General features: G+C 32.3%; 25 protein-coding genes and 4 tRNA genes. 15 read left to right on the plus strand and 14 right to left on the minus strand.

Annotation, left to right across the window (positions count from 1 at the left end):
- Positions 1 to 176 precede the first annotated feature (176 nt).
- The 4 genes from PQ463_RS10665 (at position 177) to PQ463_RS10680 (ending at position 4,087) form a co-directional block, all read left to right on the plus strand.
- A complete protein-coding gene (locus PQ463_RS10665; RefSeq protein ID WP_274257784.1) occupies positions 177 to 1,139 on the plus strand; it encodes a zinc metalloprotease in 963 nt (320 codons plus the stop codon).
- Positions 1,140 to 1,243: 104 nt separating this feature from the next.
- The gene (locus PQ463_RS10670) at positions 1,244 to 2,335 is read left to right on the plus strand and encodes an AI-2E family transporter (protein ID WP_274257786.1); all 1,092 of its coding nucleotides are present in this window, start codon (positions 1,244 to 1,246) and stop codon (positions 2,333 to 2,335) included.
- Positions 2,336 to 2,337: 2 nt separating this feature from the next.
- The gene (locus tag PQ463_RS10675; RefSeq protein ID WP_274257787.1) at positions 2,338 to 3,516 is read left to right on the plus strand and encodes a THUMP-like domain-containing protein; all 1,179 of its coding nucleotides are present in this window, start codon (positions 2,338 to 2,340) and stop codon (positions 3,514 to 3,516) included.
- A gap of 4 nt (positions 3,517 to 3,520) precedes the next feature.
- Positions 3,521 to 4,087, plus strand: a complete 567-nt coding sequence (locus PQ463_RS10680) for a hypothetical protein (protein ID WP_111426295.1) — start codon at positions 3,521 to 3,523, stop codon at positions 4,085 to 4,087.
- Here PQ463_RS10680 and PQ463_RS10685 read toward each other — a convergent pair whose 3' ends face one another.
- Positions 4,088 to 4,735 (minus strand): M15 family metallopeptidase, encoded by a 648-nt coding sequence (locus PQ463_RS10685; RefSeq protein WP_274257788.1) that lies wholly within the window; start codon positions 4,733 to 4,735, stop codon positions 4,088 to 4,090.
- A 208-nt stretch (positions 4,736 to 4,943) separates the two neighbouring features.
- Here PQ463_RS10685 and PQ463_RS10690 point away from each other — a divergent pair, with 208 nt between their 5' ends.
- Complete coding sequence (locus tag PQ463_RS10690) at positions 4,944 to 5,465, plus strand: Ivy family c-type lysozyme inhibitor (RefSeq protein WP_274257789.1); 522 nt, start codon at positions 4,944 to 4,946, stop codon at positions 5,463 to 5,465.
- A 56-nt stretch (positions 5,466 to 5,521) separates the two neighbouring features.
- Here PQ463_RS10690 and PQ463_RS10695 read toward each other — a convergent pair whose 3' ends face one another.
- A complete protein-coding gene (locus PQ463_RS10695) occupies positions 5,522 to 6,625 on the minus strand; it encodes a fatty acid desaturase family protein (protein WP_274257790.1) in 1,104 nt (367 codons plus the stop codon).
- Between the two features lie 170 nt (positions 6,626 to 6,795).
- On the minus strand, positions 6,796 to 7,119 hold the full coding sequence (locus PQ463_RS10700; RefSeq protein ID WP_111426299.1) for a helix-turn-helix domain-containing protein: 324 nt from the start codon (positions 7,117 to 7,119) through the stop codon (positions 6,796 to 6,798).
- 122 nt (positions 7,120 to 7,241) lie between these two features.
- Between PQ463_RS10700 and PQ463_RS10705 the strand changes: the two genes are divergently transcribed.
- The 3 genes from PQ463_RS10705 (at position 7,242) to PQ463_RS10715 (ending at position 8,877) form a co-directional block, all read left to right on the plus strand.
- Positions 7,242 to 7,511 carry a hypothetical protein gene (locus PQ463_RS10705; protein WP_274257792.1) on the plus strand — a complete coding sequence of 90 codons (270 nt, stop codon included), beginning with the start codon at positions 7,242 to 7,244 and terminating at the stop codon, positions 7,509 to 7,511.
- A 45-nt stretch (positions 7,512 to 7,556) separates the two neighbouring features.
- Complete coding sequence (locus tag PQ463_RS10710; protein WP_274257795.1) at positions 7,557 to 7,760, plus strand: hypothetical protein; 204 nt, start codon at positions 7,557 to 7,559, stop codon at positions 7,758 to 7,760.
- 343 nt (positions 7,761 to 8,103) lie between these two features.
- Positions 8,104 to 8,877 (plus strand): ThuA domain-containing protein, encoded by a 774-nt coding sequence (locus PQ463_RS10715; protein ID WP_274257796.1) that lies wholly within the window; start codon positions 8,104 to 8,106, stop codon positions 8,875 to 8,877.
- 57 nt (positions 8,878 to 8,934) lie between these two features.
- Here the strand turns inward: PQ463_RS10715 and PQ463_RS10720 are convergent, their stop codons facing one another.
- The 9 genes from PQ463_RS10720 to PQ463_RS10760 all read right to left on the minus strand — a co-directional run bounded on the left by PQ463_RS10720 (position 8,935) and on the right by PQ463_RS10760 (position 13,823).
- Positions 8,935 to 9,453, minus strand: a complete 519-nt coding sequence (locus tag PQ463_RS10720; RefSeq protein ID WP_274257798.1) for an STM3941 family protein — start codon at positions 9,451 to 9,453, stop codon at positions 8,935 to 8,937.
- A gap of 82 nt (positions 9,454 to 9,535) precedes the next feature.
- Positions 9,536 to 10,081: an AAA family ATPase gene (locus tag PQ463_RS10725; RefSeq protein WP_274257800.1), complete on the minus strand. Its 546-nt coding sequence runs from the start codon at positions 10,079 to 10,081 to the stop codon at positions 9,536 to 9,538.
- 216 nt (positions 10,082 to 10,297) lie between these two features.
- Complete coding sequence (locus PQ463_RS10730) at positions 10,298 to 10,969, minus strand: hypothetical protein (RefSeq protein WP_274257801.1); 672 nt, start codon at positions 10,967 to 10,969, stop codon at positions 10,298 to 10,300.
- A 118-nt stretch (positions 10,970 to 11,087) separates the two neighbouring features.
- On the minus strand, positions 11,088 to 11,495 hold the full coding sequence (locus PQ463_RS10735) for a type II toxin-antitoxin system HicB family antitoxin (protein WP_274257802.1): 408 nt from the start codon (positions 11,493 to 11,495) through the stop codon (positions 11,088 to 11,090).
- A 264-nt stretch (positions 11,496 to 11,759) separates the two neighbouring features.
- Positions 11,760 to 11,942: a type II toxin-antitoxin system HicA family toxin gene (locus PQ463_RS10740; RefSeq protein ID WP_274257804.1), complete on the minus strand. Its 183-nt coding sequence runs from the start codon at positions 11,940 to 11,942 to the stop codon at positions 11,760 to 11,762.
- Between the two features lie 1,463 nt (positions 11,943 to 13,405).
- A tRNA-Arg gene (locus tag PQ463_RS10745) sits at positions 13,406 to 13,479 on the minus strand.
- A gap of 81 nt (positions 13,480 to 13,560) precedes the next feature.
- Positions 13,561 to 13,634 (minus strand) — tRNA-Arg (locus tag PQ463_RS10750).
- A gap of 16 nt (positions 13,635 to 13,650) precedes the next feature.
- A tRNA-Pro gene (locus PQ463_RS10755) sits at positions 13,651 to 13,725 on the minus strand.
- 14 nt (positions 13,726 to 13,739) lie between these two features.
- Positions 13,740 to 13,823: transfer RNA gene (locus PQ463_RS10760), tRNA-Ser, on the minus strand.
- A 238-nt stretch (positions 13,824 to 14,061) separates the two neighbouring features.
- Here PQ463_RS10760 and PQ463_RS10765 point away from each other — a divergent pair.
- A complete protein-coding gene (locus tag PQ463_RS10765; protein ID WP_274257806.1) occupies positions 14,062 to 15,240 on the plus strand; it encodes an acetyl-CoA C-acyltransferase in 1,179 nt (392 codons plus the stop codon).
- Between the two features lie 68 nt (positions 15,241 to 15,308).
- Positions 15,309 to 16,070, plus strand: coding sequence for a C40 family peptidase (locus PQ463_RS10770; RefSeq protein ID WP_274257808.1), 762 nt, complete (start codon positions 15,309 to 15,311; stop codon positions 16,068 to 16,070).
- 182 nt (positions 16,071 to 16,252) lie between these two features.
- On the opposite strand, the gene PQ463_RS10775 is transcribed toward PQ463_RS10770, so the two are convergent.
- Positions 16,253 to 17,098 carry an AraC family transcriptional regulator gene (locus tag PQ463_RS10775; RefSeq protein WP_111285332.1) on the minus strand — a complete coding sequence of 282 codons (846 nt, stop codon included), beginning with the start codon at positions 17,096 to 17,098 and terminating at the stop codon, positions 16,253 to 16,255.
- Positions 17,099 to 17,214: 116 nt separating this feature from the next.
- On the opposite strand from PQ463_RS10775, the gene PQ463_RS10780 reads away from it, so the two are divergent.
- The 3 genes from PQ463_RS10780 to PQ463_RS10790 all read left to right on the plus strand — a co-directional run bounded on the left by PQ463_RS10780 (position 17,215) and on the right by PQ463_RS10790 (position 19,498).
- Complete coding sequence (locus PQ463_RS10780; protein ID WP_274257812.1) at positions 17,215 to 18,201, plus strand: aldo/keto reductase; 987 nt, start codon at positions 17,215 to 17,217, stop codon at positions 18,199 to 18,201.
- A gap of 410 nt (positions 18,202 to 18,611) precedes the next feature.
- Positions 18,612 to 19,217 carry an NAD(P)H-dependent oxidoreductase gene (locus PQ463_RS10785; RefSeq protein WP_274257815.1) on the plus strand — a complete coding sequence of 202 codons (606 nt, stop codon included), beginning with the start codon at positions 18,612 to 18,614 and terminating at the stop codon, positions 19,215 to 19,217.
- A gap of 2 nt (positions 19,218 to 19,219) precedes the next feature.
- The gene (locus PQ463_RS10790) at positions 19,220 to 19,498 is read left to right on the plus strand and encodes a putative quinol monooxygenase (RefSeq protein WP_274257817.1); all 279 of its coding nucleotides are present in this window, start codon (positions 19,220 to 19,222) and stop codon (positions 19,496 to 19,498) included.
- 116 nt (positions 19,499 to 19,614) lie between these two features.
- Here the strand turns inward: PQ463_RS10790 and PQ463_RS10795 are convergent, their stop codons facing one another.
- Positions 19,615 to 20,322 carry a class I SAM-dependent methyltransferase gene (locus PQ463_RS10795; RefSeq protein ID WP_274257819.1) on the minus strand — a complete coding sequence of 236 codons (708 nt, stop codon included), beginning with the start codon at positions 20,320 to 20,322 and terminating at the stop codon, positions 19,615 to 19,617.
- Between the two features lie 306 nt (positions 20,323 to 20,628).
- On the opposite strand from PQ463_RS10795, the gene PQ463_RS10800 reads away from it, so the two are divergent.
- A complete protein-coding gene (locus PQ463_RS10800) occupies positions 20,629 to 21,516 on the plus strand; it encodes a LysR family transcriptional regulator (RefSeq protein WP_274257821.1) in 888 nt (295 codons plus the stop codon).
- A gap of 368 nt (positions 21,517 to 21,884) precedes the next feature.
- A complete protein-coding gene (locus PQ463_RS10805; RefSeq protein WP_274257823.1) occupies positions 21,885 to 23,174 on the plus strand; it encodes a DUF2130 domain-containing protein in 1,290 nt (429 codons plus the stop codon).
- The last annotated feature ends 78 nt before the right edge of the window (positions 23,175 to 23,252 follow it).

The raw sequence follows: 23,252 nt of genomic DNA on the forward strand, positions 1-23,252 counted from the left end.
AAAGAAAATACTGTATAATTTTTTAAAGATATTTTTTGTAGGAATCAATGTTTGTAAGGGATTGTAAAATTTCTCACAAAATTTTTGATCTAATATTTTGCAAGAAAGGTATTTTGTTATAAAATTGCCGCATTATTCAACTAATCAACAATTTTATAACAAAAACCCAAATTATTATGAAAAAAGTTATTATTACCACATTTGCAGCATTAATGCTGTTTGCTTGTCAAAATGAACAATCTGATTCTGCTAATGCAGATGCAAGCGTTCCAGCAAGAAGAGGCTGTGCAACGCAAGAAGTTTTAGAAGCTCAATTGAAAGCCGATCCTATGTTGGCAATTAGAATGAACGAAATCGAAACTTTTACTGCACAACACGCAGGTTCAAATTTCACAGGCCGTTTGGTAAATGGAAAAATCGAAATTCCAGTTGTAGTAAACGTTTTATACAAAACTGCTGCACAAAACATTTCAGATGCACAAATTCAATCACAAATTGATGTGCTAAACAAAGATTTCAATGCTTTAAACTCTGATTACAATAATGTACCAGCATTATTCTCAGGAGTTAAAGCTAACATCGGAATTACTTTTGTTTTAGATCAGGTTATCAGAAAATCTACTACAAAAACTTCTTGGGGAACAAATGACGCTATGAAAAAAACAGCTCAGGGCGGAATTGCACCTACTTCTCCAACTACAAAATTAAACCTGTGGTCATGCGTTATTGGTGGCGGAATTTTAGGTTATGCACAATTTCCTGGAGGTGCTTCTGCTACAGACGGAGTGGTAATTGATCCTAAATACTTCGGATTATCTGGTTCTGCAAATGCTCCATATAACTTAGGAAGAACAGCTACACATGAAGTAGGTCACTGGATGAACTTACGTCACATCTGGGGAGATGCAACTTGCGGAAGCGATCTTGTTTCTGATACTCCTACTCATAACACAGCAAACTACGGAGTTCCTGCTTACCCTCATTACAGCACTTGTACAGGTACACCTGTAGAAATGACAATGAACTACATGGATTATGTTGATGATGCTGCAATGTACATGTTCTCGACAGGTCAGAAAAATAGAATATCGGCTATTTTTACAACTGGAGGTGCTAGAGCTTCTTTTGCACAACCATAATAAAAAAAAACTTAATTAAAGGCGAGATGAAATCATCTCGCTTTTTTTGTTTACCCATAAATTTTAGAATGCTTTTTCCTATATTTATAGTCTAAATTTTAAGCATGATCACATCAAAAACTATTTCTTACGGAATATTAAGAGCTTTAGCTACAATTTTAATAATTGGTATCGTCTTATATTTTTTATATGAAATTCAAACTGTAATCGTTTATTTGTGCATTTCGCTACTATTGTGTTTGATTGCCAATCCGATGGTGCTTCTTTTAAAGAACAAATTAAAATTCAGCAATTCGATGGCCGCTTCAACCACAATTATCTTTTTCATTTTTCTAATTGTGGGCTTTATTCTATTATTTGTCCCTTTAATTATTTCTCAAGCAAATAATCTAGCTCTTCTTGACACAGTACATCTGCAGGCTCAATTTATAGAGACAGAAAACAGTCTCGAAAAGTATTTTAATATTCCGCATATAGATTTGAATAAAGTTATAAAAGATTCTAAGCTCATTTCTTTCTTAGATTTTAGCTATTTTACAGGATTCATCAATACTATAATCAACTTTATGGCCGATATGGGAATGGGATTGGTGTCTGTATTTTTTATTACTTTCTTTTTCATAAAAGATCAAGATATCTTTAAAGATCAGGCGAGAAGAATATTGCCAGATTCAAATGAAGACAAAATTTTAAACTCCATCGCAAAAATAAACCATTTACTGACACGCTATTTCATTGGTTTATTACTGCAGCTAATTGTAGTGTTTATTCTATATCTGATTGTATTGCTAATCTTCGGAAATAAAAATGCTTTTGTAATTGCCTTTTTATGCGCCATTCTAAATATAATTCCCTATTTGGGACCAATTATCGGAACTACTTTGGCTGCGATTCTGACTATGATAAGCATGATTGGAAAAGATTTTCAATCAGAAATTCTGCCAACAACAATCTATGTCGTTATTGGTTTTTTATTGGTTCAGGCAATTGACAACAATATTAGCCAGCCCATAATTTCGTCAAAAAGTGTAAATTCGCACCCGTTAGAAATATTCTTGGTTATATTAATCAGCGGTATTACGTTTGGAATTGTGGGTATGATAATAGCCATTCCAGCGTTTACGATGATTAAAGTAATTTTAAAAGAATTTTTCCCTGACAACAAAATCGTCTCCGTATTAACCGAAAGAATTTAGCTTTGAACAATCCTATTTTGCATCCAGAAATTCAAGAATATATAATTCAAAATACTGGTGCAGATATAACAAAATTGGCGCTCCAAAAAAATCCGTTTCCAGAAATGGATTGGATTTTAATTTTAAATCAGATTGAAGCCCGAACAAAAGCACAAGAAAAACTTCCGACTTGGTTTGCAACCGAAAATATTATTTATCCAAGCAAAATCTCAGTAGAACAAACTTCTTCAGAGAAAACTGCAGCTTATAAGGCTTCCTTAATATCTGGCGAATCTTTAATTGATTTAACTGGCGGTTTTGGCGTTGACGATTATTATTTTTCGAAGAAATTTAAATCGATAACGCATTGTGAAATAAATGAACAATTGTCTGAAACTGTAGCTCATAATTTTAAACAGCTGCAAGTTGAAAATTGTACTTTTTATGCTGGCGATTCTATTCATTTATTAGAAGAAACCAACCAAAAATACGATTGGATTTATATTGATCCTTCACGAAGAAACGACAGCAAAGGCAAAGTTTTCATGCTGAAAGACTGTCTGCCAAATGTTCCGGAATTGCTTGATTTTTATTTTGAAAAATCTGATTCTATTTTAATTAAAACTGCTCCTTTATTAGATATTTCGGCGGGATTATCAGAATTAAAGAATGTAAAGAACATTCACATCATTGCTTTAGAAAACGAAGTTAAAGAACTGCTTTTTGAAATTCATAAAGAGTATACCGGCGAAATAACTTTAAAGACTGCTAATATTTTAAAAGAAAAAACAGAAACTTTTGAATTTATTCTAGGCGAAGAATCTTTTCCTATTTATAATTTACCTCAACAATATTTATACGAACCAAATTCGGCAATTATGAAATCTGGAGGTTTTGATGAAATCAGCACCACTTTTCAGATTAATAAACTGCACAAACATTCTCATTTATATACTTCAGAAGATTTAATCGATTTTCCGGGAAGGAAATTTGAAGTTCAAAAAGTCATTCCATACCATAAAAATGAGATGAAAAACGAACTAGCCAATAAGCAAGCTAATATTACCACTCGTAATTTTCCTGAAACTGTAGAAAACATCCGAAAGAAGTGGAAAATAAAAAATGGAGGAAATTTGTATTGTTTTTTTACGACAGATGTAAAAGATAACAAAATAGTTTTAATTTGCACCAAAATAATCTAACACAATGAAACAATTAATTACGCTAACTCTATTTTTATTAACCTTTACCGCATTTGCCCAAAAACCTTGTGAATACAGTGTAAATGTAAACGACTCCATCGGATCTTATAAAATAACAAATGAATATTTGATGAGTGAGAAATATTTTGGCGGAAGCTTTAATTATATCTTCTTCTCTTTGGCTCAAACAGATGGTTTACCAACATTGAACCTACAATCTATTCAAAAAAGCAAAGATTTTATCAAGGCAAACTGCTTTGACAAAAACTCAAAAATATTTCTGCAATTAGAAAACGGAAAAATTGTAACCCTAATGCACATCAATCAAGAAAACTGCGGAACACTTGTTCGTGATGAAAAAGGGTTTGATAACCGTATCAATACTGGTATTTTTATGTTTATGAAAGATAATTATGAGGAACTAAAAAAATCTCCAATTTCAATAATGAGAATTAAATATCTTACCAATACAGAAGATTACATTGTAAAACGAGAACTTACTTCTGAATTAACAGGAAAGGTAACTAATCCGAATACTTATTTTATGGATAATATCAGGTGCGTTGAGTAATTAATTGCACTTCCATTTCTGGTTGGACACATTATCCTTTAAACCGGTTTTTAAATTGTAATGCCACCACTCAGAATCAAAAGAGTTAAAGCCATTTTTAATCATGGTCTTTTTTAAATAAGCTCTATTAGAAAGTATTTCTTTTGAAAGCTGTTTAAAATTATGACTCGCCATAATTCCGAAAAAATCAAAAGAAGTTCCCATATCAACTTCTTTTCCGGTTATATCCACCAAAGAAATATCTACGGCTCCTCCTCTATTATGGATGGAGCCTTTTTTTGGATCTGCAACATAAATAGGATTCGATACAATCTCCCACATTTTTTTCTGAATATCCAAAGGTCTGTAACAATCATATAATTTAATTCTATAACCTTTATTCAAAAAATCCTTATTGGCTGCAATTAATGCTTTTACAGTCTTTAAACGAAGCATACATTCGGCACAATCATAAACTTTTGTCTTTAAAAAATTATCATCTGTTGCGTATTTCATATCATAGACAAAATCATTGCTGTAATCTCGCAGATTCACAAATGTAGTATCAGAAATCTTTACTTCAGCTGAAGTTGTATAAGCTTCATTTTGTGCCTGTAAACAGCTTATTCCAAAAAGGAAAAAGACTAATATTTTGAAAATATAATTCATTTTAAGACGATTTTAAAAATTGAAATTAAACAAAAAAACTTAAAAACCGATTGAACAATTTCTCTTTAAGGGTAAAAAGTTTGTTTTTACAAATCTACAATTCGTCATAAATTCCTTTCAAACCAAACATTATTTTTAATATCTTTATGAAAATTAGCTCTTTACGACTTTGTAAATTAAATTATTAATTCTAAAAACCAGTTATATTATGAATTACAGAGCCAAATACATTTCAGCAGCACTTGCAAGCAGTTTACTCTTATTTTCCTGCAAAAAAGAAATTATAAAAGAAGTTCCTAAAACAGATTCTACTTCTATTAAAACTGAAGCTTTACAGGCAGACAGTATTGTTTTGAATCCAAATGATACTTTGTATGGTTTAGTAGATAAAAGTGTCATTGGAACACAGTTTTTAACCAAAAGCAGTTTAGCTCCGAGGTTAAAAAAATTACTAGGAGCAGATTACGATCAAATGACAAAAAACTGGAACACAGAAACTCCTTTTGAAAAACAAGATAATATACTTCACGCTTGGGGCTGCAAGCAACATGACTGCAGTACTTATTCTTATGATTTGTATATTGACGTTAAAAACAATAAAATCAATGTCTATAAATTTTCTGAATCTAAATTAACCGTTTTTAAAGAAGATAATTTTGATATTGAAATAAAAGATAACTTCTTAAAAGATTTAAATATTAAAAAGGAGAATATTCAAAATAAAAAATAATGCAAGCATAAAAAAAGCGGTTTAAAAACCGCTTTTTTTATTGGATATTTTTAGACTTATATTTCTCCTGTAATCAGAATATTTTCTTTTACACCTTTGTCTCTCAACATTCTAAAATGAGAACGAACAGCGTGGTAAAACGGATATGAGGTGTATGGCAAATTGTATTCTTCTGCATAACGTTTTATAATTGGCGTAATATACGGATAGTACGTATGTCCAACAGCTGGAAAAAGATGATGTGCTACGTGATGCGTAAATCCGCCGTAAAGAAAATTAGCCAGTTTGCTTTCTGTACTAAAATCTTTAGTTACTATCATTTGATGCATTACCCACGTATCGGAAAGATTTCCATCTTCATCAGTATGCGGAAAGTGAGCATCTTCATCAACGTGTGTAGAAACCAATGCCACAACACCAATCGCACTACCGCATAAATGCATAGATAGCCATGCAAAAAGCACGATATACCAAGGCTGGCTTAAGAGCATCATTGGAATGAAAAGCAAATAAATGAGATTGATAATCTTAGCCGCAAACAGTCTATAAACTTCTTGTCTCGGAATTTTATCTACTACTTTCTTTACATAGTTGTCCTTTGTACCAAAAAAGTCTTTAAAATCTCTAATATAAAGCCAATTGAGGCTATAAAGAGGATAAATAAACCACATGTAAATATGCTGATACTTGTGGTAATTAAACAGCGGACTGTTCGGAAATATTCTAATAATATCGCTCTGTTTAATATCTACGTCCCAATCTGGCACGTTTGGATAAGCATGATGCAGGCTTATATGACGTCGCATCCAAAGCCAATGATTACTCCCAAAGAGTTCTAAAACATATAAAAACCATTCATTATGCTTAGGCTTTCTAAACAAAGCTCCATGTGCAGCATCATGAAAAGCATTTATAAATAAAACGATCATTGTAATACCAGACAAAATGTAAAAAAGAAATAATAACGGGGTCCGGTTCCCGAAAAATAAAATACAGGCGTAGAATAAAAAAAATACTGCCAGAAGCCCTAAAGACTTCACAACATTTAATACATACAAAGACGAGTTTTTTAAGACCGTTTCATTCACTTCTAAACGCATCTTTTTAAAAAAATCATCTGCTCCAGGTTTAACATAAACCGGTCGTTTTAATTTTTCCATATTGGTTACTGCTAGAAATTGTTAACCAAATTTAGTAAAAAAAAACTTAAACTGTAAGTGTGAATTTAAATAAAAAAGGAGTATTTTAAATAAAAAAACCACTCAAAAAGAGCGGTTTAAATTAATACTGTGACATTTTAACTGTTAGAAACTTTTTGGAAAACTTTTTATTATTCCTCAAACTTTTTATCTGCCAGACGCAGGCGAATATTATGAATACGTCCTTCAATTTCTTGCAAGTCATTCAGAATATTCTGCTTCTCATAAACAGGTCCAGCTTCATTAACCTTATTTTGCTCATCGGCAAAAAGATCATTCAAATCCACATCTGGAAAATTTTTACTTAAGCTAAGTATAAATTCAGAACCTATACTAGCCGTTCCATGTAAATATCTTCCAATCATTGCAGGGCTAAATCCTAAAATTGCCCCGACTTCCTTCTGCTTTAATCCTTTATCCCTAAAGAATTTACTTAGTTTCTCGTGATACATCATTATTAAAATTCAAACAAAATATAGCTATAATATATTTTTTAACATTAAAAAGAATAAATAATATAATATTATTCTTACATTTACACGTAATAAAATACATACAAATAATTATTAGCAAATATATGTCAAAATTAATCAATAATAGCAATTTTAAAGAAGATAATTCTCACAATAAAAAAGCTTATGAATTTATAGATAGGCATTTACCTGTTACCTATGTTGATCTTACTATTGCTTGTATCGTAAAAAAAGGGCAGCCTGCTCCGAGCAAAGCATTAATTAGAAACGTAAGAAATAAAACCATTCTAAGAAATGATATTTTACTCGCATTGGTAGAAGTAGCCAATGAAAACAAAGAGGCAGTCGAAAAGATTAAACTTCTTACTTCATAATTTTCAAAAAACAGTATAAAACAATATATTACCAAAGCTTATTTTATGACAACTCGAAATAATAATAAAAAAGAAAACAACCAGCAAGAGGCTATTCATAATCATTTTGAAATCTTATCGTCAGATAAAAATGATTTTAAAAACATTGCTTATTTATACGGAATGAGTCTTGAACAGTATGAAGAAGGACTTGAAATCCATTCAAAATGTTTTAGCCAAATTGAAAAAGTGAAAAGAATTTTCAATTAAAAATATCATGCCTGGTCAATAAAAATCACATCAAATACACATCATCTCTCTTTTCATTATTGCACAAAATCAATAAAAATAATTCCTGCTATAATTTGCAGATTTTAGCATCAAGGCATTAGCTTTCGCAAATTTTATCTTTTTTGTAATTTGCACACTAGCTAAAAACTAAAAATTGACAAAGACATAAGTCCTAACAGTTTGTGAATCGATTTTGAAATGGAAGAAAAAGGCAATGAATGGCGCTGGACCAAACAGTGGATTCGGCATTTAGCCCTGTTTTTACAAGCGATAACCACAAGGTCTGAACCATAATTTATTTTGTCATCACAAAATTGCTTTCATGAAAAATTCAATAGTATTTATTCTACTTATTTTAAGCTATTTCTTTCAACCAGATTGCACAGCTCAAAAACAAAAAAAATCGCGATTTAAAGCTTTAGTTTTATACGAAAATGGCGGACATCATCTTCCGTTTACTAAAGCAGCTAAACCTTGGCTGAACAAACTTGCTATTGACAGCAGCTTTACCATTGATTATATTGAAAGCACCAAAACAATCAATGAAACACTTTTAAAACAATATCAGGTTTTTATACAATTAGATTATCCTCCTTATACTTGGAGCGAAGAATCGATGCAGGCGTTTCAGAAATACATGAACAGCGGAAAAGGCGGATGGGTTGGTTTGCATCATGCCACTTTGCTAGGTGAATTTGATGGATACCCAATGTGGAAATGGTTTTCTGATTTTATGGGCGGAATCAGATTTGTAAATTACATTCCAGATTTTGCTAGCGGAAAAGTAAACATAGAAGATAAATCGCATCCTGTAACTAAAGGAATTCCATCTGATTTCATTATCCAAAAAGAAGAATGGTATACTTATGACAAAAGTCCAAGGCCAAATGTTCATGTTCTGGCTTCAGTTGATGAGTCGACTTACGAACCCGATTCAAAAATAAAAATGGGAGATCATCCCGTAGTTTGGACAAACGATCATTTTGCTTCAAGAAACGTTTATATTTTTATGGGGCATGCTCCAGAATTATTCCAAAATGAAGCTTACACTACACTATTACGGAATTCTATTTCCTGGGCGGTTAAAAGAAACTAAAGATATTATTCTATCTAAAACATAATAAAAATACCCCTCACTTGAGAGGCACTTTTTCTATTTTTTCCAGTATTTTAAAAACAGCTTATACAATTCATCCGCATCGATTTCAATTTCTGAAGCCGAGTACATTATATTCAATTTAGAATTTTGCTCGTCATAAGCCATTTTCCATAGAAATTTAGAAACGCGACCATCATACTTGTCCACATTATCAGTCGTAACTGCAACCAAAGTGTCTCCTCCTACTTTTTGCAATTGCACATCGGTAACATCTTGCCATTCTATTCTTCCAAAAGCTTTAGCTACTGGAGTTGTTCTTCCAGAAAATCCATTTGAATCTATTTGAATTAAGGGAGATTTGTCTTTTATACTTGCAAGCATTTTAAATATCAAAACAAGCATTATCAAAAGAATAGCACCAGAAGCAATCGATAGTTTTATTTTAAATACTCCATCAAAAGTCCCTATTCCGTACAAAAGCATAATCGCTACTAAAATACTGATAGCGCTAGCATATAAAAGTAAACTTCTTGTTTTCTTAGCGTTTCGGTATAATTTAATTTCTTCATTCATGGGGTGTAGTAAAAATTTTATTTGTTATTAGAATTAAAAATGAAGATGCAATTTACTACAAAATAATTAAGAAAGAGCCAATCTATTTGGCAAGGAATTGTTGCGTTTTACTTTGGATTTGATTTAGTCTTTCGGAGGAACTTCCTTTTACTTCAATCACTTCCAAATCAAAATCATCAATTAATTCTCCGATAATATCATTTACTTCATACCTCAGTTCAGGCAAATCAGAGGCTGAGCACAAAATCCGATCTGGCTTTTCAATAGGAACAAATACAAAAACGTCAATTTCTTTAATTGCATTCTGAATTTTATTAAATATTGACGAAAAATTTAATTTATCATCGACCGCTAAAGCATATGCTAAAAGATCAATTGGACAGCGGTCAAAAATAGCGTTTCTGTTACTTTTTACAATTTGCTTTAAAGAATGTTCTAACTGGATTATATAATCATCCGCAGTAGGCATTTCAGTAAAAACAAATCCCATTTCCTGCAGTTCAAAATACGGTTCTGAATAAAACTCATAATCAGGAAGAGTTTCATGCAGTTTTTCTGCAAATGTGGTTTTACCAACCTTATGAGCTCCAAGTATTGCTATCCTCATACCATTATATTTTTTAATCATGAACAACTAAAAATAAGCAAAATAGGTACAAAACAAAAAAGGATGATCAAAAATGATCATCCTATAAAGTGATCCCAGAAAGATTCGAACCTTCGACCGCCTGTTTAGAAGGAACAAACTCACTTTCTTTTTACTTATTGTTTTACAATACTTTAAAAATAAACATTTTAAAAAAGTTGTATTTTATGATAGTTTCTACAAATAGTTTTTAAAATTTTATTTCAATTCCTTTGATAAATTTTTCAAAACTTGATCAAATTTTGTAGTAAATTTTTCATAATCATCACCTATTATTTCTTTATTATTATCCCTACCATTTATAATTAAAATGATAGAATCAAAAAGATCTTTGAATTTATCTGAACATTTAAGAAGATCGATATACTCAATTGAATAAAAATCATATTCATACAAATGCCCATATCTGTGTCGAAAAGATTCTAAATAAACAGTAATTTCTATTAGAGTATGCCTATACTCTTTTAACTTCAAAATATCATGTTCATCACTCAATTTTTTAGTTACTTTATTTTCATTTAGGACTGTGCTAACATAAACCGTAATTTGACCAATTTTATCTAAATAAGAAGCCAATTGATCAAAACTGTCTAATCTTCTAAGTAAAAAACTATTTTTTTTGTTTTCTGCATTTGATTGTTTATTAATCGAACTGGTTAAAATTGCCAAGATTACTAAACTACTCAGAGAAAGTATTGTATTAATTGTACCTCCCAAAAAATCTCCAAAAGTTCCCCATACTATCGGATCATCTGATAAAGCAAGTCCTGAAAATTTAATTACATAAAAAGTAATTGGAATTAAACAAGTAAAGATTGATATGAGAATCAACCACGAAACTACCATATTTTCCTTAAAAAATTCTTTCATTAAATAAAAATTAGATGATTCTATATCAAACTCTATTTCAGTCAATTGACCAATAAAAAACCCCTCAAATTGAGGGGTAAAAGTAGCATAAATTATTAATTTATGAGAAATTTTATTTTTAGAGCTTTACATTTAAAAGCTCTTTACCTAAACGATGTAAACCGTTTTCAATTTCTTTAGCTCTTTTTTCCGATATATATGTTTGTTTCTTTGCATTTGTATATTGTCTAAATAAAGTTGGATTTATTCCTATACTTTTTGCAAATTCTCCCTTATTAATTACTTCAAAAAAACTGAAAATCTCCGAAACTTCTAATTCGTATTCAAAATCAATTCCGTTTTTATATAATTCATAAGTTTCTGTATCGTTTTCTTCAGCTGCTTCTAAGTACAATTCCACAGCTTCTCTCATGTTATCTTTTAGATCATTGATACTTTCCCCGTCAGCCACCACTACTCCAGGTACATTTTGTGTTGTTCCCCAATAGCGACCATCAGATTTCTCAATCTTCACTTTGATTGCCATAATTTTTTTCCTGCTTGGTATAATAATATTTAATTTTTTTTGATTTATCTATAAATAGATACTAGTATAATAAGCTTATATAAGCCCATTTTACATTAAAGTTATAAGCGTCTCCCATAGTTTAAATTTTCATTTTTAGATTAATACTGGTTAAAGTAATACCCCTCGACTTTCAAGGTTAGTAACTGGTTTTTGCGAAATTATTCTAGTTCTAGCAAGTTTATATTTATATTAGAGTGAAATCCCTACAAGTTAGGGACTGAACTAAATCAGCCCCGCTTGTTTTAAAATGCTGTTTAATGTACCTTTCGGAATATCCTTTCTCGGATGAGGCACTACAACTATTCCTTTTTCCCCTGGGCGTTTAAAGATATGATGACTTCCATTTGTTCTACTAAGTTCCCATCCGTTAGTTCTCAATATCTTAAACAAATCTTCACTACTCATTCTGCCAAAATTTGTTATAATTATAATGAGACAAATATATATCATTTTTACAATATATATCAAATACAATATATATTTAACTAAAACTTTAACATTTGAGCTTAATTCTTAATTATATCAAAATCAACATATTTTATTTTTATGTATATTTATAAAAACTTTTCTATTTTATGTTTAAGCATGCTTTAATATTGTCAAGTCCGAAGATTTTACTTCCAGAAAATTTAAAAATTGATTTTATAACAAAGTTGTTAAATCAAGGTACTATCTCTACAATATTTTGGTGCTGAAACAGATAATCAACACGATTTCGTTGAAGACGACATGGAAATGCAAAGTTCTAAGACTTCCTTTTTTTAATTTTATTTTGATACTGATTCAAGTATTAATTACAACACGTTTGATGAAACTCAATCGATAAAATGATTTTGACTTTAATTGAAGATTCCGACAATTTGCAATTTGTTGTAGATGAAAAGGATATTCATATCTATTTGTAATATATTTTTTGGTCAAAACACAAATCAACTGTTGATAACTATTTCATTTCACAACCATTGAATCTACCTTTCAATAAGTAAAATAATGGTTTAACGTTATTATATATAAAGTTTTAAAACTGTTGACAACTGTGCGGATTTTTAACAAGATTCCATTTTTTATTATTCTACAATTGATAATCTTTGTAGTAAATGAAATTAAAAAAAAATGAGCCTAAAGACTCAGAAAGTCAATGGCTCAAATTTAAATTTCTCACTGTGTCTATAATAAGTTTTGGCAGACTCCTAGTTGACATAGTGAAATTATTTATCGAAAGATAGAATAATTAGTTTTAAAACCATCTACAATTGTAGATGGTTTTTTTATTGCACAAATATATTTATTCAAACGTGCACTTGATCAAAGTTAGGAATACTTTATCAACAATTTTAGTTAATTAACATAATTAAGACGAATATTTGTATTATTAAAATTTAAATCTCTTTAACATAACACAATCTAAGTCTCCATAAAAATATAATCAACAATTTTATAATATTTCCCACATAAGCAAGCAATATTTTTATTAAGAAAAAAATCATAATTCATAATTTTAAAATTGCAAATTTATGACTTCAATTATCTATTTTTATCTTTATAATCTTTTCAACAAGCTAGAAAAGCCAAAAATAAATAAATCTCCAAAATTAGATCGACAATATCATAGTTGAAAAGTTTTTTTTGAAGAAATTGTTTTTCTTCTTACAAATAATTAGATTTCTTAGAATCAAAATTGCATATGAAATATATAAAAAAATCTCATTAGCCTCAACCTTATAATTATTTAGTCTCAATTCCTCAATTTTTCATTCTAAGTTGCAATAAAGTTGCAAAAATCGACCAGAAAGTAATAATTTACGAAATAAATTTATAAATTAAAATTGTTCAAAACAAAAAAGCCACTCGATTTTGAGTGGCTTTTGTGATCCCAGAAGGATTCGAACCTTCGACCTACGCATTAGAAGTGCGTTGCTCTATCCAGCTGAGCTATGGAACCATTATTTTTAAATTTCTAAGAATAGAAATCAAACGTATATACATAAAAACAAAAAAGTCACTCTATTTGAGTGACTTTTTGTGAACGCAGAAGGATTCGAACCTTCGACCGCCTGCTTAGAAGGCAGGTGCTCTATCCAGCTGAGCTATGCGTCCATTATTTCAATTGTAGTCGGGGTGGCAGGATTCGAACCTGCGGCCTCCTGCTCCCAAAGCAGGCGCGATAACCGGGCTACGCTACACCCCGAGGCAAAATTTAAGCGGAGAGACAGGGACTCGAACCCTGGCGACGGTTACCCGTCGACAGATTAGCAATCTGCTCCATTACCGCTCTGGCACCTCTCCTTGCTAGTGGAATTGCTTCCGTTTTGCGAGTGCAAATGTATAACAACATTCCTTTTCTCACAAGCTTTTTTTTGAGTTTTTTTAGTTTTTTTTTATCTTTTTTCAAAACCGCTTCACAATCAAACAAATAGAATTAACAAAAATTTCACCTTAAATTTAAAATTCGTCTATTCAATACAAAATTTGAATTTATTCAAATAAACAGTAAATTTGCTTACTAACTATTATTAAACAGAAAATGAACAAAAGAGTTGTTATCGTTTCTGCCGTTAGAACACCTATCGGAAGTTTCATGGGCGGGTTATCTAGTGTACCTGCACCAAAATTAGGAGCGGCTGCCATAAAAGGGGCGCTTTCAAAAATTAATCTTGACCCAAAATTAGTCGATGAAGTTTTCATGGGGAATGTAATTCAGGCGGGTGTTGGACAAGCTCCAGCGCGCCAGGCTGCATTGTTTGCTGGATTATCTGAAGAAGTTGCTGCTACAACAGTAAATAAAGTATGTGCATCTGGAATGAAAGCGGTTATGTTTGCTGCACAAGCAATTGCATGTGGTGACGCTGAAATTGTGGTAGCGGGCGGAATGGAAAGCATGAGCTTGATTCCTCATTACGTACAAATGCGCGCTGGAAACAAATTTGGTCCTGCAACTATGCTTGACGGAATGCAGAAAGATGGTTTGACAGATGCTTACGACAACAACGCAATGGGAGTTTGTGCTGACTTGTGTGCTTCTGAATACAAAATCAGCCGTGAAGAGCAAGATGCTTTCGCTATTCAATCTTATGAAAGAAGTGCCAAAGCTTGGGATGCTGGAAAATTCGACAATGAAGTTGTTCCTGTTGAAGTGCCACAAAGACGTGGCGAACCAGTTATTTTCTCTAAAGACGAAGAATATACTAATGTGAAATTAGATAAAATTCCATCTTTAGCACCAGTTTTCACAAAAGACGGAACTGTAACTGCTGCAAATGCTTCTACAATCAATGACGGAGCTGCTGCTTTAGTTTTAATGTCTGAAGAAAAAGCAAATGCTTTAGGTTTAAAGCCTCTTGCATACATAAAAGGTTACGCAGATGCGGCTCAAGAACCAAAATGGTTTACAACAAGTCCGGCAAAAGCATTACCAAAAGCTTTAGACAAAGCAGGAATCTCAATTTCAGATGTTGATTTCTTCGAATTTAACGAAGCATTCTCTGTAGTTGGATTAGCCAATGCAAAAATATTAAATCTTGATAACGATAAAGTAAACGTAAACGGTGGTGCAGTTTCTTTAGGACATCCTCTTGGAGCTTCTGGAGCACGTATTATTGTAACTTTACTTAATGTTTTAGAACAAAACAATGCAAAAACTGGAGCTGCTGCGATCTGCAACGGTGGTGGTGGCGCATCGGCAATTGTTATCGAAAGAGCTTAAAACAATATCTCAAAAAATCAGGAGTTATAACTATGACTCCTGATTTTCAACTTTATAAATTTCCTTAGATGTTTGGAATTTGCAATCTAGCCATAGTACCTGTTCGAGCTGAAGCCAGCGACAGAAGTGAAATTGTTACACAGCTCTTGTTTGGCGAGCATATCGAAATTTTAGAACGCCATAATCAATGGGCGCGAATCAGAATTCAATATGATGATTACAAAGGCTGGGTAGATTCTAAGCAATATCAGGAAATTAGCAAAGAGCAATTTGATCTTTTGAGTAAAGAGTCCATTATTTTAAATGCTGACTTAATTGATTATATCACAGCTCCCAATAATCTTCTACTTCCTATTCCGCTCGGAGCTTCTCTATCTTTTTTAAATAATAGCGAAATCAATACTTCCAACTTTGATTTTGAAGGAACCAAAACCAGCGGCATCAAACCTAAAATCGCTTTAATTAAAACTGCTTTTATGTATTTGAATGCTCCATATTTATGGGGTGGAAAAACACCTTTTGGAATTGACTGCTCAGGTTTTACCCAAATGGTATATAAATTAAACGGATATAAAATTCATCGTGATGCTTCACAGCAAGCACTCGAAGGAGATCCGTTAAGCTTTATTGAAGAATGCGAACCAGGCGATTTGGCTTTCTTTGATAATGATGAAGGAAACATTACTCACGTAGGCATCATAATGGAAAACAACTACATCATTCACGCAAGTGGAAAAGTACGCATTGACCGTTTGGACCATACTGGAATTTACAATCCTGAATTAAACAAACACACTCACAAACTTCGTGTAATCAAGAAAATTATTTAATTAAGACTTTAAGTTAAAGTACACGGATAAAACAGATTCGCTTTGCGAAAACACTGATTTACTCGGTCTTTTTCTATTTTTCTCTCGCACATTTAACAATTCATTTTTAATTTTTAGTGCTATATGTGAAATAAAAACAGCCAAAAAATTAGAGTAAATTCGTGAATTCGTGGCTAAAAAAACTACGCACTCAAACGAATCGTCTTTCTAAATTCAGACGGACTATACCCTTTTTGCTTTCTAAAAAACTTATTAAAGTGGCTTTCATCCGTAAAGCCAAATTCGTATGCAATTTCGTTAATGCGCTTCTCGCTGAATTGCAAACGGTGTTCTATCAACTTCGTTTTATAATTACTGATATACTGCTGCATCGTTTCACTGGCATGTTTCTTAAAATAACGTCCTAAATACGTATTCGAAATTCCGAAATAATCACTGATAGATTCTGCTTTGATTTTTTCAGGATAATAAATATTGTTCTGAATATATTGCAGAATATCCATTGCTTTAGCTTCCGTATTTATAGTCACTTGCTCAGGAAGATATTTCGCAATATTTCTCGCCACAATAATAATCAACGTATTTACTAATTGCTGAATCAATTCCTGATTGTAAACATCTTTGTCCTGATGTTCGCGGCAAATAGCTTCAATCATCACTTTCACCAAACATTTATCAGGATCATTTTTAAGAATACAGCCCGGTTGATGATTTGCATTCTGAAGAATATATTCTAATCGCTGAATATTTTCATTCTGCAGACTCGAATTTTTCAAATAAATATCATTAAACCTTAAAAAGAAAAATTTCGTTTTGGTTTCAATTGTAAAATTATGGCAATCCTCGGGCGTCAATAAAAACAAATGCCCTGGATCATATTCAAAAATATTCTTATTAATACACTGCCTCCCCGTTCCTTCTAGAATATAAACCAGTTCGAAAAAATTATGACGATCTCCAACATCTGGATATTCATTCAGCGTTTCAAAAGAAACCGTAAAAGGTTCGTATAAGTTTTCTTTTTTCATAATTCCATTTATTTGAAGATGCAAATATACCTAAAAAAGACAAATATATACCAAATAAGAATCGTAAAAACGGTATAATTTTGCCTCATCAATTTTAAACATAAAAAATCACAATCATGGAATATAGAAAACTAGGCAACTCAGAACTTGAATTATCAGCTATTACTTATGGTGCATTTGCCATTGGAGGAACCATGTGGGGCGGAACTGAAAAGAAAGATTCAATAGCATCTGTTCAAGCTTCAATTGACCACGGTGTTACCACAATCGATACCGCTCCTTTTTACGGATTTGGTCTAAGCGAAGAAATGATCGGCGAAGCTATAAAACCTTATGATCGTTCTAAAATTCAATTACTTACTAAATTTGGTTTGGTTTGGGACGGAAGTAATAACGGAAAAGGTGATTTCTTTTTCGATGCTGACGACAACGGTAAAAAAGTGCCCGTATATAAATATTCATCAAAAGCAAACGTAATTAAAGAAGTTGAAGAAAGCTTAAAACGTCTTCAAACCGATTATATCGATTTATTGCAAATTCACTGGCCAGACTCGACAACGCCAATTTCTGAAACAATGGAAGCTGTTGAAACGCTAATCCAACAAGGAAAAATAAGAGCGTTTGGAGTAAGCAATTATAATGTGGCTCAAATTCAGGAAGCACAAAAAACGATTCAAGTGGCTTCAAATCAAGTGGCATACAGTATGCTGAACCGTAAAATTGAAGAAGAACTAATTCCTTTCACAGTTGCAGAAAACATCGGAATCATTGCTTATAGTCCAATGGAAAGAGGTTTATTGACTGGAAAATATTTCACCGACAGTAAATTAAAAGAAAACGATCATAGAAACGGCTATTTCAATCAGTTTGATCTTCAAAAAGTAAAAACTTTAGTTGAAGAATTAACTTCTTTAGCACATGCAAAAGAAGCAAGTTTATCGCAATTAGTATTACGCTGGACATCTTTACAAAAAGGAATTGCAATTGTTCTAGCAGGAGCAAGAAACGCAGAACAAGCCATTTCAAATGCCAAAACAATGAATTTCGATTTATCAGCTTCAGAATTGGAATTCATCAATCAAGCAATTGCTAAAATAAAATAATATTTTAAACACATAGAAACATAGTTTTACTTTGTCTATAAAGGCGTTTCACTGCATTAATAAACATAGTCAACATAATCTTGTTATTCCGAGGAACGAGGAATCTCCACAAGTAACTCCGCACGGTGAGTTGCCAATCTTTGTAGAGCTTCTCGCGGAGATTCCTCGTTCCTCAGAATGACAAACTTTGTGAACTATGTGTTAGAAACCAGTTTCTTTCCATTCTCTTTTCCAGAAAAAAAATTCTACGTTTCTATGTGTTAAAAAAAATCTCAAAAATTAAATAAATAGAATTTGGGCGTGTCCCTCCGGGTCGGGCTTTCGGCTATATTTTTTACTCCATTTCATTACGCAAAAAGATACCGCCTCTATCCCTCACGCATCCATTTTCATAAGAAATAACAATAAAAATGAAAAAGATATTTATAATTAACGGCGGACAAAAATTCGCACATTCAGGAGGACAATTTAATAAAACTGTTCAAGACTGGACAACTGAATTTCTTTCTAAAAACAACGATTACGAAATAAAAACAACTCATATTGAAGACGAAATAGATCTTCAAAAAGAAGTAGAAAAATTCGTTTGGGCAGATGTAATCATCTATCATACACCTGTTTGGTGGTTTCAAATTCCGAATCTTTTCAAAAAATATATCGATGATGTTTTTACGCAAGGACACAACAACGGAATCTATAAAAACGACGGAAGAAGCCGTGTAAATCCTGATATCAACTACGGAACTGGCGGACTTCTACACGGGCGCAAATACATGCTCACCACGAGCTGGAATGCACCTGCAACCGCTTTTACACTTCCAGGAGAGTTCTTTGAAGAAACTTCTGTCGATGACGGCGTAATGTTTGGCTTCCATAAAATGAACAAATTTACTGGAATGGAAAAACTAAACGGATTCCATTTTCATGATGTAGAAAAAGGCGCAACACCAGAAAATATTATTATCTTTAAAGAACAATACGCCAAACACCTAGAGCAAACCTTTAAAAACTTATAATTATGATTTCGATTACCGCAATTTTAAAAAGTAAACCAGAACATTTAGTTGAAATTAAAAATATGCTTACTCATCTAGTTACTGAAACAAGAAAAGAAGCTGCATGTATTCGTTACGATTTACATACTTCTGACAATGTTTTTATTCTTTGGGAAGAATGGAAAGATCAACCAGGATTAGATCTGCATAATACCCAATCTTACTTGCAAGAATTTATCAAAAAAACCGAACACCTAGTTTCAAGCCCGATTCAGGTTTACAAAACAGAACAGATTCTCTAAAGGTTTTTCGCCACGAATTCACGAATTTATTTTTCAAAATCTATACGCAAAGGATTTAAAATAATTCGTGACTCGAGCGATAGCGAACAGGCGAAGCAATTCGTGGCTATAAAAAACTACTTTATCCCTCCAAATGCTCCAAAACACATATTTTTGTGTAAAATTTCGACTTTTGAAAAACCTACTTTTTTCATCAAATCCAATTGATAATTCATAGATCTTGGCGAATCTTCTTTTTCGATATAATCCAAAACTTTCTGACGGTACTCCGCCCCTCCTATTCCTTCTAAATACTCGCCGTAACGCTGCCAAGTATATTCGTTTAATAATTCCGTATCCTGCGTTATTAAATCAGAAATCATCAAACAGCCACCTGGCTTCAACAATTTAAATAATTTTGTAAAAGTCGTTTCCCAATCGTTATCATCACGCAAATGATGCAAAACTGCACCTGCCAAGATAATATCAAAACTATTTTCTTCTAAATCTATTTCTCGAATATCACCTTGTTTGATTTCAACTTTTCCTTTTGTTTCTGCTGAAACTCTTTTAAAAGCACGATTCAACATTGGCAAACTCAAATCGACCAAAGTGCAATTCAAGTTTGGCGCTTTAGATAGCATTTTTAAAGTATAATTACCAGCTCCGCAACCCACATCCAAAATAGTTACAGCATTTGGTACAATGCGTTTTGAAGCTTCCGTTATTAATTCTAAAGAAATAGTGGCGTCAATTGTGGCAACTTGTCCTGTCTCTAAATTTGAAAATCGTTCGACATCATTGTCAAATCTTTCTTTGATTTCTTCAATAGTTGATTTTTTCATAGTCTTTGTTTTTTTTTTAATCTCTCGCAGATCAAGCAGATTGAGCTAATCTTTTTGCTATTATATGATTGGGATATTATTATGATTAAGATGATTTATCTAAAATTAATAATCTGCTTTATCTGCTCAATCTGCGAGAGACCTATTTTGCTTTAAAAAGTTATATTTTTTTTTGTTAAGAGTTATTCGTTACAACTTTCACTTTTAACGTTTCACATCTAACATTTAACTAAAAACCAAAACTACCTCTTTCATAAATACCTTAAAAATACTATTTTTATCAATTAATAATACTTTTAAAGTATCATGGAATTACGTCATCTAAAATATTTTTTGGCTGTAGCCGAAGAACTGAACTTTACCAAAGCTTCAGAAAAACTCTTTATTTCTCAACCTCCATTAAGCCGACAAATTGCAGAACTGGAAGAAGAACTCCAAGCAAAGCTTTTTATCAGAAATAATAAAAAAGTAGAACTAACTGAAGCAGGTAAATATTTTAAAGAAGAAGTTACAGCGATTTTTCAGAATCTAGAACGCATTTCTGTAAAAACAAAAAAGATTGCAGAAAATGTCTCTGGAGAATTCAGGATCGCTTATATCAGTTCGATATATTCTGCTGTGATTTCAGATTTAATCAAACATCTAAAGGCGCAATTTCCGTATGTAAATTTCAAACTTTTTGAGATTTCTACCACCAAACAAATTGACGCTTTAGAACAAGGAAAAATCGAAATGGGAATTATTCGATCGCCTATTCAATCACCCAAAATAAAATCGCATTTATGGTTTAAAGATGGTTTTTCATTGGTTTACAATAAAAAATTCATTCAGATAAAAACTGAAAATGAAATTGTAAAACTGAAAGACGAAACGTTTGTATTTTTCAATAAAGATTACGCTCCGCATTATCATGAAGTTTTATTGGAATTGTGTGCCTTTTATGATTTTACACCACAGATCGTACACGAAGCCAATAACATCAACTCCATCGTGCAATTGGTCAAAAACGGATTGGGAATTTCGATTGTTCCTTCAAATATTGCCAAAAATAATCAAGATTCTGAAATTGGTTTTATTGAATTGAAAAAGGTTAATCTATATACAAATGTCTCGTTAATTACATCAAAAGATGATCATTCTAAGATTACTCGATCTGCAGTTGATTTTTTATTGACGAAGAAGAGTTCTCGTTAAGTTTTGATTTTTTAATCTCGCAAAGTCGCAGAGACGCAAAGTTTTTTTTAAAAATTGGCTAATGGTTATATGCAAAGTTTGTCATTTCGACGAAGGAGACTCGAGCGATAGCGAACAGGCGAAGCAAATCTCCACGAGAAGCTCTGCAAAGATTGGCTTATAGGAACGGAGCTACTTGCGGAGATTTCTCCTTCGTCGAAATGACATACTATATGGATAATTTGGTAAAAGAAAAAAACTTTACGTCTTAGCGTCTTCGTGGCATATAAAAAATTCGTTACAAATTAGTACAGAAATCCACATCATAAAAAGAGAACTTTTAAATATCTTAGCAAATTCAAATTCTACAATAAAAATTTCAATATAAAATGGCTGAGCAATCTTCAATTCAGTGTCCAAACTGCGGAACTCCTATCGATGTAAATGATGTTTTAAAACATCAATTGGAAGATAGCATTCGTAAAGAATTCCAGCAAAAAGCTAATATTCAAAACCGTGAATTAGAGCTTAAAAACGAACAATTGGATAAAGCCAAAGCCGAATTTGAAGCCAAAAAGAAACAAGAAAATGAACTTTTTGCCGAACGTTTAGAGCGTGAGAAAAAAACAGCCGAAAAAGAAATCTCCGAAAAACTAAAAGCCAAACTTGAAGAAGAGAACAAAGATCGTTTACTTTTAATGGAGAAAGAACTCTCTGAAAAATCGGAAAAAATCAGAGAATTAAATAAAATGGAAGGTGAAATCGCCAAATTACAACGCGAAAAACTGGAAATGAAAGATGCCATTCAAGCTGAAGCCGAAAAGCAATTGAATGCTCAACTGGCTTTGGAACGTGAAAAAATCAGAAAGCAGGAAGACGATAAAAACGAGTTAAAATTTAAAGAACTCCAGAAGCAGCTTGAAGAACAAAAAAAGCTGACGGAAGAAATGAAACGCAAGCAGGAACAAGGTTCTATGCAATTGCAAGGCGAAATAATGGAATTGGCAATTGAAGAATGGCTTGCCAATAACTTCCCTCTTGACAGTATTGATGAAATTAAGAAAGGGGCAAACGGCGCTGACTGTCTTCAAGTTGTAAATACAAGAGAACACCAAAACTGCGGTTCTATTTATTACGAAAGCAAAAGAACCAAAGCATTTCAGCCTTCTTGGATTGAGAAATTCAAAAACGATATTAGAACCAAAAGAGCCAATATTGGGGTTTTGGTTACCGAAGTGATGCCAAACGGAATGGAAAGAATGGGCATGCGCGACGGAATCTGGATTTGTACGTATGAAGAATTTAAAGGTTTGAGCGCAGTTTTACGCCAATCTTTAATTCAGATCAATCAAGCGGTTCAGGCACAGGAAAACAAAGGCGATAAAATGTCGATGTTATATGATTTCCTTACAAGCAACGAATTCCGTTTGCAGATTGAAGGAATTGTAGAAGGTTTCACTCAAATGCAAAGCGACCTAGATTCTGAAAAAAGAGCCATGCAGAGAATCTGGAAACAACGCGAAAAACAAATCGAAAAAGTAGTACACAATACACTGGGAATGTATGGTTCTATACGTGGCATTGCTGGAAATGCGGTTCAGAGTGTAAAGGCTTTGGAATTGGATTTTATTGAAGGCGATGATACTGAAGAGGAAGAAACTAAGGAATTACTTGAGTAATTTATTCGTTATTTAAAACATAAAAAAACTCTCGCAGATTAAGCAGAAAAAATCCATTTGATCTGTAGAATCTTTGGT

The sequence above is a fragment of the Flavobacterium sp. KACC 22763 genome, assembly GCF_028736155.1.
In the GTDB taxonomy this organism is placed as follows: Bacteria; Bacteroidota; Bacteroidia; order Flavobacteriales; family Flavobacteriaceae; genus Flavobacterium.

What these genes read in the sequence shown, in the direction of transcription:
- PQ463_RS10665 (WP_274257784.1), top strand. Translation starts at nt 177, where the DNA reads ATGAAAAAAGTTATTATTACCACATTTGCAGCATTAATGCTGTTTGCT.
- PQ463_RS10670 (WP_274257786.1), top strand. Translation starts at nt 1,244, where the DNA reads ATGATCACATCAAAAACTATTTCTTACGGAATATTAAGAGCTTTAGCT.
- PQ463_RS10680 (WP_111426295.1), top strand. Translation starts at nt 3,521, where the DNA reads ATGAAACAATTAATTACGCTAACTCTATTTTTATTAACCTTTACCGCA.
- PQ463_RS10685 (WP_274257788.1), bottom strand. Translation starts at nt 4,735, where the DNA reads ATGAATTATATTTTCAAAATATTAGTCTTTTTCCTTTTTGGAATAAGC.
- PQ463_RS10690 (WP_274257789.1), top strand. Translation starts at nt 4,944, where the DNA reads ATGAATTACAGAGCCAAATACATTTCAGCAGCACTTGCAAGCAGTTTA.
- PQ463_RS10695 (WP_274257790.1), bottom strand. Translation starts at nt 6,625, where the DNA reads ATGGAAAAATTAAAACGACCGGTTTATGTTAAACCTGGAGCAGATGAT.
- PQ463_RS10700 (WP_111426299.1), bottom strand. Translation starts at nt 7,119, where the DNA reads ATGATGTATCACGAGAAACTAAGTAAATTCTTTAGGGATAAAGGATTA.
- PQ463_RS10705 (WP_274257792.1), top strand. Translation starts at nt 7,242, where the DNA reads ATGTCAAAATTAATCAATAATAGCAATTTTAAAGAAGATAATTCTCAC.
- PQ463_RS10710 (WP_274257795.1), top strand. Translation starts at nt 7,557, where the DNA reads ATGACAACTCGAAATAATAATAAAAAAGAAAACAACCAGCAAGAGGCT.
- PQ463_RS10715 (WP_274257796.1), top strand. Translation starts at nt 8,104, where the DNA reads ATGAAAAATTCAATAGTATTTATTCTACTTATTTTAAGCTATTTCTTT.
- PQ463_RS10720 (WP_274257798.1), bottom strand. Translation starts at nt 9,453, where the DNA reads ATGAATGAAGAAATTAAATTATACCGAAACGCTAAGAAAACAAGAAGT.
- PQ463_RS10725 (WP_274257800.1), bottom strand. Translation starts at nt 10,081, where the DNA reads ATGATTAAAAAATATAATGGTATGAGGATAGCAATACTTGGAGCTCAT.
- PQ463_RS10730 (WP_274257801.1), bottom strand. Translation starts at nt 10,969, where the DNA reads ATGAAAGAATTTTTTAAGGAAAATATGGTAGTTTCGTGGTTGATTCTC.
- PQ463_RS10735 (WP_274257802.1), bottom strand. Translation starts at nt 11,495, where the DNA reads ATGGCAATCAAAGTGAAGATTGAGAAATCTGATGGTCGCTATTGGGGA.
- PQ463_RS10740 (WP_274257804.1), bottom strand. Translation starts at nt 11,942, where the DNA reads ATGAGTAGTGAAGATTTGTTTAAGATATTGAGAACTAACGGATGGGAA.
- PQ463_RS10765 (WP_274257806.1), top strand. Translation starts at nt 14,062, where the DNA reads ATGAACAAAAGAGTTGTTATCGTTTCTGCCGTTAGAACACCTATCGGA.
- PQ463_RS10770 (WP_274257808.1), top strand. Translation starts at nt 15,309, where the DNA reads ATGTTTGGAATTTGCAATCTAGCCATAGTACCTGTTCGAGCTGAAGCC.
- PQ463_RS10775 (WP_111285332.1), bottom strand. Translation starts at nt 17,098, where the DNA reads ATGAAAAAAGAAAACTTATACGAACCTTTTACGGTTTCTTTTGAAACG.
- PQ463_RS10780 (WP_274257812.1), top strand. Translation starts at nt 17,215, where the DNA reads ATGGAATATAGAAAACTAGGCAACTCAGAACTTGAATTATCAGCTATT.
- PQ463_RS10785 (WP_274257815.1), top strand. Translation starts at nt 18,612, where the DNA reads ATGAAAAAGATATTTATAATTAACGGCGGACAAAAATTCGCACATTCA.
- PQ463_RS10790 (WP_274257817.1), top strand. Translation starts at nt 19,220, where the DNA reads ATGATTTCGATTACCGCAATTTTAAAAAGTAAACCAGAACATTTAGTT.
- PQ463_RS10795 (WP_274257819.1), bottom strand. Translation starts at nt 20,322, where the DNA reads ATGAAAAAATCAACTATTGAAGAAATCAAAGAAAGATTTGACAATGAT.
- PQ463_RS10800 (WP_274257821.1), top strand. Translation starts at nt 20,629, where the DNA reads ATGGAATTACGTCATCTAAAATATTTTTTGGCTGTAGCCGAAGAACTG.
- PQ463_RS10805 (WP_274257823.1), top strand. Translation starts at nt 21,885, where the DNA reads ATGGCTGAGCAATCTTCAATTCAGTGTCCAAACTGCGGAACTCCTATC.